General features: G+C 72.6%; 14 protein-coding genes. 7 read left to right on the forward strand and 7 right to left on the reverse strand.

Translation table 11 applies throughout. The annotated features are described in order from the left end of the window. Positions 1-129: 129 nt before the first annotated feature. Both AB0J97_RS13825 and AB0J97_RS13830 read right to left on the reverse strand, forming a co-directional pair. Positions 130-417 (reverse strand): Fe-S cluster assembly protein HesB, encoded by a 288-nt coding sequence (locus tag AB0J97_RS13825; RefSeq protein ID WP_357706551.1) that lies wholly within the window; start codon positions 415-417, stop codon positions 130-132. A gap of 126 nt (positions 418-543) precedes the next feature. Then, positions 544-993: a pyridoxamine 5'-phosphate oxidase family protein gene (locus tag AB0J97_RS13830; RefSeq protein WP_364088075.1), complete on the reverse strand. Its 450-nt coding sequence runs from the start codon at positions 991-993 to the stop codon at positions 544-546. A 176-nt stretch (positions 994-1,169) separates the two neighbouring features. On the opposite strand from AB0J97_RS13830, the gene AB0J97_RS13835 reads away from it, so the two are divergent. The 3 genes from AB0J97_RS13835 to AB0J97_RS13845 all read left to right on the forward strand — a co-directional run bounded on the left by AB0J97_RS13835 (position 1,170) and on the right by AB0J97_RS13845 (position 3,456). Continuing rightward, the gene (locus AB0J97_RS13835; RefSeq protein WP_364088077.1) at positions 1,170-1,709 is read left to right on the forward strand and encodes a DUF4142 domain-containing protein; all 540 of its coding nucleotides are present in this window, start codon (positions 1,170-1,172) and stop codon (positions 1,707-1,709) included. Positions 1,710-1,795: 86 nt separating this feature from the next. Continuing rightward, a complete protein-coding gene (locus AB0J97_RS13840) occupies positions 1,796-2,467 on the forward strand; it encodes a hypothetical protein (RefSeq protein WP_364088079.1) in 672 nt (223 codons plus the stop codon). A gap of 104 nt (positions 2,468-2,571) precedes the next feature. Beyond that, positions 2,572-3,456, forward strand: coding sequence for a PRC and DUF2382 domain-containing protein (locus AB0J97_RS13845; RefSeq protein ID WP_364088081.1), 885 nt, complete (start codon positions 2,572-2,574; stop codon positions 3,454-3,456). A 101-nt stretch (positions 3,457-3,557) separates the two neighbouring features. Here AB0J97_RS13845 and AB0J97_RS13850 read toward each other — a convergent pair whose 3' ends face one another. The 5 genes from AB0J97_RS13850 to AB0J97_RS13870 form a co-directional block, all read right to left on the reverse strand. Continuing rightward, the gene (locus AB0J97_RS13850) at positions 3,558-4,781 is read right to left on the reverse strand and encodes a flavin-dependent oxidoreductase (protein WP_364088083.1); all 1,224 of its coding nucleotides are present in this window, start codon (positions 4,779-4,781) and stop codon (positions 3,558-3,560) included. Continuing rightward, the gene (locus AB0J97_RS13855) at positions 4,778-5,746 is read right to left on the reverse strand and encodes an ABC transporter substrate-binding protein (RefSeq protein ID WP_364088085.1); all 969 of its coding nucleotides are present in this window, start codon (positions 5,744-5,746) and stop codon (positions 4,778-4,780) included. The genes AB0J97_RS13850 and AB0J97_RS13855 overlap by 4 nt, the downstream gene beginning before the upstream one ends. Before the next feature lie 93 nt (positions 5,747-5,839). Next, positions 5,840-6,583 (reverse strand): ABC transporter permease, encoded by a 744-nt coding sequence (locus AB0J97_RS13860; protein ID WP_364088087.1) that lies wholly within the window; start codon positions 6,581-6,583, stop codon positions 5,840-5,842. Next, complete coding sequence (locus tag AB0J97_RS13865; RefSeq protein WP_364088089.1) at positions 6,580-7,374, reverse strand: ABC transporter permease subunit; 795 nt, start codon at positions 7,372-7,374, stop codon at positions 6,580-6,582. The genes AB0J97_RS13860 and AB0J97_RS13865 overlap by 4 nt, the downstream gene beginning before the upstream one ends. A gap of 257 nt (positions 7,375-7,631) precedes the next feature. Beyond that, on the reverse strand, positions 7,632-9,335 hold the full coding sequence (locus AB0J97_RS13870) for an exo-alpha-sialidase (RefSeq protein WP_364088781.1): 1,704 nt from the start codon (positions 9,333-9,335) through the stop codon (positions 7,632-7,634). A 268-nt stretch (positions 9,336-9,603) separates the two neighbouring features. On the opposite strand from AB0J97_RS13870, the gene AB0J97_RS13875 reads away from it, so the two are divergent. The 4 genes from AB0J97_RS13875 to AB0J97_RS13890 all read left to right on the forward strand — a co-directional run bounded on the left by AB0J97_RS13875 (position 9,604) and on the right by AB0J97_RS13890 (position 13,910). Next, positions 9,604-10,494, forward strand: a complete 891-nt coding sequence (locus AB0J97_RS13875; protein ID WP_357706533.1) for a hypothetical protein — start codon at positions 9,604-9,606, stop codon at positions 10,492-10,494. A 72-nt stretch (positions 10,495-10,566) separates the two neighbouring features. Continuing rightward, positions 10,567-10,827 (forward strand): hypothetical protein, encoded by a 261-nt coding sequence (locus AB0J97_RS13880; RefSeq protein WP_357706531.1) that lies wholly within the window; start codon positions 10,567-10,569, stop codon positions 10,825-10,827. 28 nt (positions 10,828-10,855) lie between these two features. Next, positions 10,856-12,259, forward strand: a complete 1,404-nt coding sequence (locus tag AB0J97_RS13885; RefSeq protein ID WP_364088092.1) for an FAD-binding oxidoreductase — start codon at positions 10,856-10,858, stop codon at positions 12,257-12,259. Between the two features lie 82 nt (positions 12,260-12,341). Continuing rightward, on the forward strand, positions 12,342-13,910 hold the full coding sequence (locus tag AB0J97_RS13890) for an MFS transporter (protein ID WP_357706528.1): 1,569 nt from the start codon (positions 12,342-12,344) through the stop codon (positions 13,908-13,910). Position 13,911: the final 1 nt, after the last annotated feature.

A 13,911-nucleotide genomic window follows, 5' to 3' on the forward strand; every position in this document is an offset into this window, starting at 1 on the left:
GTGGACGGGCCACGTGGGGGGGTCCGGCAACCCGACCGAGGAGCTGGCCCGCTCCCTCCACACGCTCCGGGCGGGGTGACCCGGGGGGTGCCCGCCGACCCGGGGTGACCGCCGGTACGGCGGCTCCCGTCACACCGCCTGCGGCGTCACCATGAACGACACGCTCCCTTGCGCGTCGGCCCCGGCGTCCAGGGCCTTGTCGTCCAGCACGGTGGCGGCCACGGGGTCGAGGTAGACCCGGGCGCCCTCGGTCTCGACGACCTCGTCCGCCGGCTCCGGGGCCGTGGCCAGGGAAAGGGTGAGCGAATTCGCGCCGTCGCCCTGCGACGAGATGCGGATCCCGCCCTGCGCGGGTTCCGGCGCGGACGCGGTCAGGTCGCGAATCGCCTGGGCTGCGTTGGCTGTCAGGGTGAGCACTACGGCTCCTCCTCACGGTCGACGTACAGAGAGTTGCCTGCCATTCCCCCGATGCCGGGACCCAACCCTCCTTGGTGTTTTCTTTACCTTCGGGGGCCGGGCTCGTCGTCGTGATGAGGGTTCCGGTCAGACGGTCCACTTGCCGTCGAGCATGAGGTCGCGGCCCGCCAGCTCGTTGACCTCGCGCCACGCCTGCACCAGCACCGGCGTCACCCGGAAGTAGGTGTACGGGCCGCGCGACTCACGCGGGTCGAACCCGGTCTTGACCGCGAACGCGTCGCCGATGTCGTCCGGGATCGTGCCGGCCGGTTGCGCGGTCACCGTGCCTTCGATCAGGACGACGTCCCTGGTCAGGCCCAGGCCGAGCCGGACGGTGCCGCCGGCCAGCAGGTTCCGGCCGGTGGGCGTGGCGTCCGCGGTGGACAGCAGCAGCGTGTGCCCGTCCCACAGGAACGACAGCGGCGTCATGTACGGGCCGCCGTCGCCCGCCGTGGCCACCCAGGCGTCGACGTCGTGTTCGAGCCGGTCGAGCGTGTCCTGCTTGCGCTGCTCCGGTGAACGGGCCGGTGGCGTCATTCTTCTCCTCGCACTCTTGTCGCGTCCGTCACATGATGACGGCTCCCGGCGGAGGAGCGCGACAGCGACCCCCTCGCCGCCTGACCGGCATATGGCGCGGCGCGCCTGAGGGGGAAGTCGCGACCGCATGGTTACGCTCTGTGACGGAGATGTATCACCATGTCATAGGAAAACTTATGCGTACTCGTCTGACCATGCTGCTGGCCGCCGCGGCCGTCGTCGCCCTGTCAGGGTGCGGCGAAAGCGCCACCACCAACACCGCGGGGCTGGCGCCGCGGACCGACGCTCAGCCGTCCGAGCAGGACAGGACCTGGATGGCGACCATCCACCGGGGCAACCTGGCCGAGATCGAGGCGGGCCGCCTGGCCGAGAAGAAGGGTGCCACCGACCAGGTCAAGTCGATCGGCCGGATGCTGGTCGACGACCACACCCAGTTCGACAAGAAGGTGACCCAGACCGCGAGCCAGCTCGCCATCCAGCTTCCCACCGGACTGACGTCCGAGCAGGCCGCCATGGCCAAGCGCCTGCAGGACGCCAAGGGCAAGGAGTTCGACAAGGAGTTCGTCGCGAGCATGCTCAAGGCCCACAAGACGGCGATCGAGGCCACCAAGGAGGAGATCTCCAAGGGCTCCTCGCCGGCGGTGGTGGCCCTGGCCGAGTCCGCGACCCCGACGCTGGAGGAGCACCTGAAGGCGCTGAAGAAGGCGCAGGACTGACGGAGACGCCCGCGATGCCTGAAGGCGCGGGACCGGTGGAGGTGCCCGCGATGCCTGAAGGCGCGGGACCGGTGGAGGTGCCCGCGATGCCTGAAGGCGCAGGACCGGCGGAGACGCCCGCGCCGCCTGAAGGCGCGGGCGTGCCGGACGCGGTCGCCTCCCTGGCCCGCGCCGCCGCGCGCGAGGTGGCCGGGCTCCGGCACGGCCGGGCGCTGCACCGGCGCGGCCTGCTCCTGGCGGGCACGCTGACGGTCGAGGCGGCGCCGCTGGGTGAGCCGGGCGAGCACGAGGTGCGGGCCCGGCTGTCCAAGGGGCTGTCCCTGCCGGGACGGCTGCCCGACGTGCTGGGGCTGGCCGTGCGGCTGCCCAACGGGGTCGATCTGCTGCTGTCCACCGGCGTGGGCGGCCTGCCGGTGCCGCGCCGCACCTTCACGTCGGGACCGTACTCCACCCTGACGCCCTACGTGTACGGAACCGGACGGTACCGGCTGGTCGCCCGCCCCGAGGGTGAGCGCGTGCCCGCCGACCCCGCGCTGCTGCCCGGCGCGCTGGCCCGCGGCCCGCTGCTGTTCCATCTGTGGGCCGGTGGCCGCTACCTCGCCCGCCTGCGCCTGCACACCGCGCTGCCCGGCGAGGACCTGACGTTCGACCCGGTGCTCAACAGCCATCCCTGCCTGCGTCCGGCCGGATGGACGGCCCGGCTGCGGCGGGCCGCCTACGAGGGCTCCCGGCAGGGCCGCGGCGTGCCTTCGCCCTAGACCGTTTATGGCAAAGACTGGCCGACCCATGTGTGCATATGCGACATTCTGGGGTATTTGTCCTGTTTGAACCAGGACGAACAATCGGGGGGATCGTCGTGGCTATGCAAACAGAGATCCGAAGCCTGCTCGAGTGCCATGTGATCGGGTCGGACGGACATTCGATCGGCAAGGTGGGCCAGGTCTACCTCAGTGACCGCACCGGCGAGCCGGAGTGGGTCACGGTTCGCACGGGGTTCTTCGGCATGAGGCAGACCTTCGTGCCGCTGGCCAACGCCCGCCGCGCCGGGGACGAGATCAGGGTCCCCTTCGACAAGGAGATGATCAAGGGCGCGCCCAACATCGACGTGGACGGCCGCCTCTCCCTGGAGGAGGAGGCCGAGCTCTACCGGTACTACGGGATGCAGCCGTCCACCATCCCGTCCCAGCGCTCGCCCGCCGCGGGGGAGCGGCAGGCCCAGCGGCCCATGGGGGAGTCGCGGACGGCCGAGGAGCGCGGCGGGCGCACCGGCATGACCGGACAGACGGGCCAGGCGGTCCCGACCGGACAGCCGGGCAAGCTGCGCGGCCGGGACGTGGGCGACCGCGACATCGACATGACCACGTCCGAGGAACGGCTGCGCGTCGGCAAGGAGAGCCGCGAGACCGGGCACGTCCGGCTGCGCAAGTACGTCGAGACGGAGAACGTCCAGGAAAGGGTGCCGCTCTCGCACGAGGAGGTCGTGATCGAGCGCGAGCCCATCAGGGACGGCCAGCCCGGCACGTACGAGATCGGCGAGGACGAGCAGCAGATCACCCTGCACGAGGAGCGGCCGGTGATCGGCAAGGAGACCAGGCCGGTCGAGCACATCCGCGTGCACAAGGAGACCGTCCAGCACGAGGAGACCGTCGAGGGCCAGGTCAGGAGGGAACGCCTGGAGGTCGACGAGGACGGCAACGCGCGCGAGCACACCCGCAACCGCGGGGACGACCTCCCGCCGAAGCGGTAGGAGGCCCTTCCGGGTCCCGTGCGGGGGCGCCCACGCGCCCCCGCCTCACCACGCCCACCAGGTCCACCACATGCCCACCACGCGCCCGCCGCCGGCCCCGCTCAGCCCCGGCCGGTGTCCGGGGGGACCGACCAGCTCGGGCGGGCGTTCAGGACGGCGGGCTCGAAGCCTGCGAGCTGCTGGTAGTGCAGCGAGATCTTCTCCAGCGTGTCCCGGGGGACGACCTCCTCGATGTCGGCGAACCCGTCCGGGGCGCGTTCGTGCACCAGCTTCAGGACGACCTCGGGCCCGTCCTCCCGGTTGGCCAGCACGATCTGGTTCGTGACCGGCCGCCGCCGGCTCTCGTAGAACTCCAGCCCCTGACCGGTGGCCAGGGCGTAGGCCAGCACGCGGGCGTCGATGACGGCCTGCGTGCCGCCGTTGGACCCGGTCGGGTACATCGGGTGCGCGGCGTCGCCCATCAGCGTCACCGTCCCCGACGACCAGCGCGGCAGCGGGTCCCGGTCCACGAGCGGGTACTCGTACGCCTGGTCGGCCGAGGCGATGAGGGCGGGGATGTCGAGGGCGTCGGAGCGCACGTCCGCCACGTGGTGGAGGAACTTGGCGATCTCGACCTCGCGGTTCCAGTCGCCCCGGGGCGTGGTCTCGGGGGCCCGGTGCTGGATGGCCCAGTTGATGAGCTGGGTGCCGTCGGGGTCCGGCGGCGCGATCGGATAGATGACGATCTTCTGCGTGCCGTCCCCCGCCATGATCATGGATCGGCCGGTCAGGAACGGCCGGGCGCGGGACGTGCCGCGCCACAGCACGTGACCGCCCCAGAGCGGGTCGCCCTCGCCGGGGAACAGCGCGGCCCTGACGGCGGAGCGGATGCCGTCGGCGCCGACGAGCAGGTCGCCGTCGTGGTCGAGCCCGGTGACGGGGGAGCCGGTCAGCACGGCGTCCGGGCCCAGGCGCTCGCGTACGGCGTCCAGGAGCATGAGCTGTAATCGGCCGCGGTGGATCGAGTACTGCGGCCAGGCGTGGCCCGCGGCCCGGCCGCGCGGCTCGGACCAGATGCGCTGCCCGCGCCGGGTGACGAAGGTCAGGTCGGCCGTCTCGACGCCGATGCGGGCCAGGCGCTCGCCCAGGCCCAGTTCGACGAGCTCGCGCACGGCGTGCGGCAGCAGGTTGATGCCCACGCCGAGCGGGCGGACGTCCTTGACCGCCTCGCGCACGGTCACGTCGGTGATGCCCGCGGCGTGCAGGGACAGGGCCGCGGTGAGCCCGGCGATGCCCGCTCCGGCGATGACCACCCGCCTCGGACGCCCCGCCGCGAACCCCGTCATGAGGAGCCTCCGGGCAGGAGCAGGGCGGAGACGTCGAACGGCGCCTCCAGGTAGCCGCTGCCCTTGAACTGGAGCATGAGGTCGGCCACGCGCTGCAGCCGGGCCTTGTCGACGGCGGTGGAGTAGCCGCCCAGCGCCATCCGGTCGGCCGTGGCCTTGTCGATCTTGGTGTACTTCAGCAGCGCGGCCTTGGCCTGGGCCGGGTCGGCGATCGCCAGGTCCACCGCCTTGCGCAGGCCGCGCTGGAAGGCGGCCACCGTGCGCGGATTGTCGGCCGCGAAGCCCTCGGTGGTCAGGTAGCCCGCCATCGGGAAGTCGGCGGTCGCCCCGGTGAACAGGTCCGACAGGGAGCGGGCGCCGTTCGTGGCGGCCGCGGTCTGCCAGAACGGCTCGGGCAGGACGGCCGCGTCCACGTCCCCGTTGGCCAGGGCGCCGGCCATCTGCGGGAACGGCCGTTCGACGAAGGTGATGTCGGCGGGTGTCACGCCGGCGGGCTTGAGCAGCGCGCTCACGGCCAGGGTGGCGACGTTGCCGAGGGTGTTGACGCCCACCTTCCTGCCCTTGAGGTCGGCCAGTTCCGTGACGGGCGAGTCCTTGCTCGTCATGAGGACGAAGTTGCCGGGCTTGGCCACGTACGCCTCGCCGACGACCTTCAACCGGCCCACGCCGCGCGAGGCGGCCAACATCGCCGAGACGTAGTTGCTGTGCAGGACGTCCAGCTTGCCGCTGATCAGGTCGGGCATCGCGGCGGCCCCGCCCTGGATCACGACGGGCTTGACGGTCAGGCCCTCCGCCGCGAAGTAGCCCTTGTCGATGGCGATCTGTATGGGGGCGACCTCGGGAAGGGCCAGCATGCCGAGGTTGAGCACGGGTTTCTCCGGCCCGCCGGACGACGGCCGGGGGTCCGCCCCGCCGCACCCGGTCATGGCGAGGGCGAGGGCGACCGCCGCGAGTAACAGACGCATGAACGCTCCAAGGAGTGGGTTCGTGAACGAAAGCGTGCCGGGGAAACGCGAGAGGAACAGCCGCCGAGTAATCGCCTTCATTCCCGGGCGGCTTTATTCGGACGCGCCATAATTCGCCACCATCCGGCGTTCGACCATCAGGAACACCTGATTCAGCAGATATCCGAGAACGCCGAGCACGGTGACGGCGGCCCACATGCCCGGCAGGTCGAAGGAACGCTGCGCCGCGCGCAATCGGAAACCGACGCCGTCGGTGGCGAAGAACTCGGCGATGACCATGAGGATCAGCGCGAGCGACAGGCTGAGCCGCAACCCGGCCAGGATCTTCGGGGCCGCCGACGGCAGCACGACCCGCAGCAGGCGCTGACCGGCCGACAGCCTGAAGACCCGCGCGGTGTCCAGGTGCAGCCGGTCGACGTTGCGGGCGCCGTCGGCGGCGTTGATCAGCACCGGCCAGACGATGCCGCACGCGATGGTCGCGACCTGCATGAGCGTGCCGGTCGAGAACAGCGCCAGGAACACCGGCAGCAGCGCCGGCGGCGGCAGCGCCCGGCAGAACTGCACGGCCGGGTCCACGAACCTGGCCAGCAACGGCGAACGGCCCATGGCGACCCCGGCCGCCACACCCGCGACGCCGGCCACCACCCACCCGGTCAGCAGCCGGCCCAGGCTGCGGGAGAGGTCGTCCAGGGCCGCCCGGCTGATCCACAGGTCGCCCAGGCGCAGCGCGATCGTGGACGGCGGCGGGAAGTAGGGGTTGCCCGCCGCCCTGGTGGCCAGCTCCCAGAGGGCCACGACGACCGGGACGGCCCACAGCCGTGCCAGGGACCTGATCACCGGGCCGCTCCCGTCAGGGCCGTGTGCCAGCGCAGCAGCCGCCGGGAGGCGTGGGCGAGCAGCGTGTTGGTGAGCAGGCCGAGCGCGCCGGCCCACAGGGTGGCGGCGATGGTCAGCCGCAGCCCGTCCGGGCTGCTCTCGGCCACGATGATGAAGTGCCCGATGCCGCTCGTCCCGGCCAGCAGCTCGGTGCTGACGGCCAGGATCAGGGCGATGGCCGCGGCCACCCGTACGCCGGTCGCCACGAACGGGGCCGCGCTCGGCAGGCTGACCCGCCACAGCACGGCCGGCGGGCCGAACCCGAAGGCCCGCATCGTCTCCTTGGCCAGCGGGTCGACCTCGCGCAGGCCGTACATGGTGTTGAGCAGGACGGGCCAGGTGGCGGCGTACACGATCATCGCGACCTCCGTCTCCAGCCGGCCGGTGAAGACGAACGCGGCCAGGGGGATGAGCGCCACCGAGGGGATGGGCCGCAGGAACTCCAGCACGGGACGCAGGGCCCGCTCGACCGGCGGCACGCTGCCCAGCAGCAGCCCGGCGGGCACGGCCACCGCCACGGCGGTCAGCAGGCCGAGCGCCCACGCGCCGCACGTGGCCAGCACGTCGGCCAGGAAGGCGGGGTCGGCGGCGAGCCCGGCGGCGGTGACCAGCACCGCCGAGACGAGCGGCAGCTCCAGCTGGGAGACCAGCCCGAGACGGCCGGCCGCCTCGGCGGCGCACAGCAGCATGACGGTGCCCGCCACGCCGCACACGGCGGCGCTGTCGAAGGGACGGGAGGGGATCAGGCGCACGGCGGCGCCTCGGCGCCGGGGGAGTAGGGCGGCAATGTCTCGGCTCTCCGGAGCATCGGTCCGGCCGTGCGTCACCATTCGTCACCGTGGCGGGCCGGAAGGCGGGCAGAGAGGAACGCAAGTCACAGTACCGAGCCGTCCGACAGGGAAATTCCGGCCACGATAAACGGCCGGTCCCTTTCACGGGATCCGGCGTCACATTTCCCGGGGGCGGCGCTTTTTCGGCCCGCCTGATAATGCGAAATTCCCGCCCGGTGTCACCGTCCGTAGAGTTCGAGTTCGTTCAGCATGCTGCAGGAGTCGCCGATCTCGGCGTCGCAGTCGTCGGTCGGCTCGGTGACGATCATGACGTGCGCGCCGGTGCGGGCCACCGTGTGGTAGCGCATGGCGTAGTCGGTCCGGTCCTCGATGGTGACGACGGGCTCGCCCCAGGTGCGGCCGTCGGCGGAGACGTACACGCGGGCGCCGGCCGCGTGCCCGGGGCGCAGGCTGATGCCGACGCGGTTGATCGCGTACGGGCGGTCGAGGTGCAGGACGTACCGGCCGGGGCCGGCGGCGACGGCGCTGGACCAGTAGTCGGTGCTGCCGTCGAAGGCGCCCACCGGGCCGGTGCGCCGGCGGCCGGCGGCGGTCCAGCGCATGTCGGTGTCCACCGTGAGCGAGCCCCGGTGGTACAGGCCCGCCAGGTCGATCAGGTCGGGGCCGGGGGCGGTGACGGTGAACAGGCGGCGCTTGATGGCGTACCAGCCGCCGTTCTCGAACTTGCCGTGAGCCGGGCAGGCCGACTCGTTGAGCAGCCCGTCGGGGCTCACACCGGGGAGCTTGCAGTTGTCGAACACCTGGATCAGCCGGTGCGGGCCGATCGCGGCCACGGCGGTGTAGCCGGAGGAGCCGTGCACGTCCCGCACGCCGTCGCTGTTGCGGTACGTCACCGTCTGCTGCCGCCACTCCTCGCCGATCCCGTCGGGGGCGACCGCCAGCCAGTTGTGCGGACGCCCGGCGCTGAGCACGAGCACGCCGTCGGGCATGAGCAGCAGCCGCGGCGCCACGCCGCGCACCAGGCAGTCCTGGCCGTCGATGCGCAGCGGCCGGACCGGCGACCAGGTGCGGCCGCCGTCGGACGAGCGGCTCTGGTGCAGCGTGGAGGGGGGCTCGCCGTCCCTGCGCAGCACCGCCAGCAGGGAGCCGTCGAGCGTCTGGGCGAGGGCGGTCTCGTTGTAGACGAAGGGCGCCTGGGGAGGGGCGATCACGCCGCGCCGGGCGAACGTGCGGCCGCCGTCGTCGCTGGCGAACACCTCCGGCTGGTAGGTCTCGGACTCGCCCTGGCGGATGTAGGCCGTGAACAGGATCGTGCCGTCGGCGAGCTGGATCGGCAGGCCGTGCGCGGCGCCGCCGGCGGCCTCGGCGTCCGGCGAGGAGACCGTCGCCTCCCAGCGCACCCAGCTCTCGCTGTCGGGCGAGCGGGAGGAGAGCACGCCGAGCTTGGCGGTGCCCGGCCCGGAGCGCCGCAGGTAGTACTCCAGGGCGAGCAGCGTGCCGTCGCGCAGCTCGATCGGCGCCTCCCGCAGCGGGGTCCGGTTGCTCGCGCCGAACGTGACGCCGCCGTCCTCGGAGGTCGCCGACTCGCTGGAGAGGGTGACGACCTTGTCCACGTTCGTGGCGTAGGTGACGAGGAGCTTGCGCACCGGCGCGCCGCCCCGGCCCACCGTGTCGAGGGCCGCCACGCTCGGGAACCCGGCGAAGTCGAGCCGCTGCTCCGACGACGGCTCGCGCTCGGCCGGCGTCGGATACGGATAAATCCAGCGCGGTGAGACATCAGTGTCGGTCAGGTAAGGCCCCTCCGGAACCGACTTGCCGGTGAACTCCGGCAGGCGGCAGAACGTCTCCGGGGCGTGCGCCACCCCGTGGACCGCGGGCAGGCCGGCGGCCAGGAACACCGCCGCCAGCGCGGCTCTGGGCATCGCCACCGGGCACTCCTCTCTGTCGTCGCCGCTCGTGCGCGGCCGCCTCGCGACGGGCGAGGGCTCTGCCTTATCTCTGCCCCCTTCAGCCCCTGTTCATTTGCTCGCGTCCCTTCGTTCACCTGCGTCCCAGGGTTGCCAACAGCGGTTCCCATAGGTATTCGTTAAGTGTCAGTTGACAGCGACGGGGCGTGAGCCGAGGATCGGAGCTGCAGGATTAAGTGGCAATTTACGTAGCAGGGACCCTCGGGTCTGGAGGTGGCCTCAGATGAGCATCGAGCCCAGGGCGCGAGTCGCCCCCGAGCGCGTGCCGCCGGTCTGGGAGGCGGACCCGGCGCCGGTGGCGCCGGAGACGGCGGCGCAGCAGAAGGTCGTCCAGCGCATCTGCGCCAGGGTGGCCCCCGAAGGGGTCGAGGTCGGCGTCGGCGAGCTGCCGCCCGGCGGCCTGCAGGTGTGGATCGACGCCCCCGTCCACGTCGACCCGCGCGAGTCATGGGTGCTGCACCACCGCATGGCCCGCGAGGTCAGCCTCGTCGGCTGGCACTGCGAGGCCGACAGCGACCGGCTGCTGGTGCTCGGCTGGAGCGCCGCCTGCCTGCACAACCGCATCCGGCTGCTGCAGAGCGGCCTGAAGCGGCTGGGCGACTTCGAGCACACCGCGCAGCGGGCCGTGCAACTGGAGGGCGAGGACCCGCGGGGCCGCACCGCGGCCGAGGTCGCCGCCGCCACCCGCGCCGCCGTCGAGCGGCGGCTGCGCTGGCCGGCCCGGCTGGCCGAGCTCGACGGGTTCGACCGCAGCTCGGGCCTGGCCCACCTGCAACTCCTCCTGGCCCAGGTGGTCGGGCTGGAGTCGAAGGTGGCCACGGCCTGCGAAGAACACCTGATCATGGCCCGCGCCCTCGCGTGGGCCGTCTGCGAGCACTACTCAGCCCACGGCGACCTGCCCAGGGCACAGCGCGAGGTGCTGGCCGAGACCCGCCGGTGGGTGCACGCCAGCTCGATCATCCGCGGCACGGCCACCGTACGGCCGGCCGGCGTGCCCCGTCCGCACATGGGGCTGACCGAGCGCCGGATCGCCGCGAGCGTCATCAACCACGGCGTGCCGAGGGCGACCCCCACGGCCGTCATCCCCCGCTCCGGCCACCAGGAGGGCACGTGACGACCCAGGTGCCGCTCCACGGCGGGCGGCAGCACGCACAACCCGTACGAACCCTGTAGGAGAGCTCCCGTCATGCGAACCCCACCGCATCTGCCCGCGCTCGTCCGGCACGAGTCATCCGACACCGAACGCACCCGCGCCCGCCGCCACCCCTACGGCCCGCACGAGGTGCCCGTGCAGGCCGCGCCGCGCGGCTCACTCGACTTCCCCGCCCCCACGGCCGTCCCGCCGGCGCCCTTCGAGGCGTTCACCGAGCAGCGGCTGCGTGAGATCAGGGAGATGTCCACCCAGGCCATCGGCTCCATCGACGACCTCCTCCAGCACACCGCCTGACGTGATATCGCATCCCCCGAGGAGAGCCATGCAGGGACTATCGCGAGTGGAACTGCGGCCGCGTGACGTGGGCGCCCACCGACCGCGTTCGCTGGCGGGCACCGAGACCCCGCACACCCTGGACGAGGTACGCGCCCTCGTCCGCCGGGCCATGGTGAGCAAGAGCCGCCTCTACCCGGTCAGCACCGGCAGGAACTGGGGCATGGGCTCCGCGCTGCCGGTCACCGAGGACAACGTCGTCGTCGACCTCAGCCAGATGAACCGCATCCGCGGCCTCGACCTGGAGACCGGCCACGCCGTCATCGAGCCCGGTGTGACCCAGGCCCAGCTCGCCGAGGCGCTGCGGGACACCCCCTGGATGCTCAACGTGACGGCCTCCTGCGCCGACACCTCCGTCATCGGCAACGCCCTCGAACGCGGCGACGGCTGCTTCCGCTCCCGGGTCCACGACATGGCCGGCCTGGAGGTCGTGCTGGCCGACGGCAGCGTGATCACCACCGGCGGGCTCGACCCCACCGGCGTCTACCACGGCCGGGTGGCCGGGCCCGACCTGACGGCCGCGTTCGTCCAGCACAACCTGGGCGTCGTCACCGCCATGGCCGTCGCGCTGGTACCGCGTCCGGAGACGATCGGGCTCGTGCACGCGCGCATCCGGCGCGACCAGATCGGCGCCGCGATCGGCGCGATGGCCGGGTTCCTGCGCCGCGGCAACCCCGCCGACGGGCTCATGCGGATCCGCGAGCTCGCCCTCGCGCCCGCCCGCGACAACGGCTGGCTGCTGCCGGCGGGCGTGGACACCGGCAAGTTCACCGTCCTCGGGCCGCTGCTCGGCACCGACGCCGCCGTCGAGCTGGCCGAGGAGATGCTGCGCAAGGCGCTCATCGAGGTCGAGGGCGGCGAGACGCTGCGCGTGCTCGACGCCGCCGCGGTCGGCCCCGACGACCCGCTCTACACCAGGGCGCTCACCGCCCAGGGCATCCCGACCTGCCAGGGCGTGCGCAACGCGCTCGGCGTCACGTCGTGCGAGCAGATCGACGCCGGCCGCATGGGCTTCCTCGTGCTGCTGCCGCTGATGCCGCTGCACGCCGCCAGGACCGAGCGCATCATGGACGCCCTCCAGTCCGCGGTCGACACCTACGGCAGCGGCCTGATGGTGGAGTGGAACCTGGTCAGCCCGCACATGGCCAACGCCGTCATCCAGATCTTCTTCGACGGCGCCGACCCCGACGCCGCCCACCGCGCCCACCAGCTCCGCAACGAAGCGGGCAACCTGCTGCGCGGCAACGGCTGCGCCATATACCGCTCCGACATCGACCACGCCGCCGCCGACGTCTGGTCCGAGACCAGCACCGCCGGCCTCGGCATGCTCCACCGGCTCAAGACCGCTCTCGACCCGGACGGCCTGATCTCCCCCGGCCGTTACGGCGCCTGACCCGAACCACCACCACGCCGGTCGCACCACCGGAGTGTGCCGGCCGGCGTGGAACCCGAGGCTTTCCTGTGAGGAGGACCGAGTGCGTGAGACACCAGTGGCCGTCAGAGGAACCGGCGTGACCCGCCGTCACGCCGTCATGCTGCGGCTGGTCGGCGCGGGCGTGATGCTGACCGTGATGGCCGACACCACGGCCACCACCCTGGCCGTCGGCGTGCTGCGTTACACCCCCGCGGGCGCCGGCATGCCGCTCGGCGACCTGGTCTGGCTGACCAGCGCCGCCTTCATCCCGATCGCCGCGCTGCTGGCCACGGCCGGGCGCTGGGCCGACCTGTTCGGCCGCCGCCGGGTGCTGGCGTTCGGGCTGGTGGTGTTCGTGGCCGGCGGGGTCGCCACCGTGGCTGCGTCGTCCTGGTCGTTCGTGCTGGCCGCGCGGGCGGTGCAGGGCGCGGGCGCGGCGGCGATGATCCCGGCCAGCCTGGGGCTGCTGCTCGGCGAACTGCCCGAGTCGCAGCGCCGGGGCGCGATCGCCCTGTGGAGCTCGGCCTCCGGGCTCGGCTGCCTGCTCATGCAGGCCGGCGGCGGCTGGCTGGCCGCCACCGTCGACTGGCGCGCCCTGTTCGTGCCCGACGTCGTCATCGGCATCGCGCTGCTGATCGCCTGCGCCGCTCTGCCGTCCGGCAGGCGCACCACGGCCAAGGGCGTGCCGGACGTGCTCGGCGCGTGGCTGCTGGCCGCCGGGATCGCGGTGATCGTGCTGGCCATCTCCAAGGCCATGGCCTGGGGCCTGGACGTCGTGTGGCTGGCCGTCGCGGCCCTCGCGCTGCTCGGCGGCGCGCTGGCCCAGGCCAGGCACCACCGCCTGCCCGCCATCGACCTGGCGCTGTGGCGGCAGCGCAAGTTCGTCTGGGGCTGGCTGGCCACCTGGTTCTTCGGCGCCCTGTCGTACGGGCTGCTCACCGTGCAGCCGCTGTACCTGCTGCACCTGGGCTACCCGATGCTGGAGGTGGCCATGTGGCTGACGCCCACCTCGGTGGCCGTCGTCGTGACCAGCTACCTGGCCGGCAAGCTGCTCAAGCACATCGGCGCGTACGGCCTCATCTACGCCGGCTCGCTGCTCTGCGGCGGCGCGTGCGTGCTCGTGCTGACCCAGTCCGGGCCGACCGTGTGGGGCCTGATCGCCAGCGTCGTGGTCGGCATGGGCGTCGGCGCGCTGGCGCCGGGCACCTCCGTGGCCACCACCCTGGCCGCCCACCCCAGCCAGTACGCCTCCGCCGTGGGCGCGGCCACCATGGCCCGGATGGTCGGCGGGGCCGTCGGCATCGCCGTGGTGTCCCTCGTCATCGACCACCCGTTCATCCTCACCGGCCCGCTGGCCGGGCTGGCCGGCGCGCTCGCCATGTGCGTGGCCATCTCGGTGTTCATCGGGGCCATCGCCCTCACCAAGATCACCCGGCTGCGGACCGACCCGGGCGACGACATGATCAAGGTGCCGCGCCGGCTGCTGCTGGAGTTGCGCATGACCCTCGCCACCGTCGCGGCGGAGGCCGACGCGCTGCTGCCTGCCGAGACCCGCACGACCCCCAGGGATCACATCCCGAGGCCCCGGGCCGCCGAGAGCTCGGAGACCTACGGAACCACGCACGTCTAGT

This window comes from Nonomuraea sp. NPDC049607 (genome assembly GCF_040675375.1).
In the GTDB taxonomy this organism is placed as follows: domain Bacteria; phylum Actinomycetota; class Actinomycetes; order Streptosporangiales; family Streptosporangiaceae; genus Nonomuraea.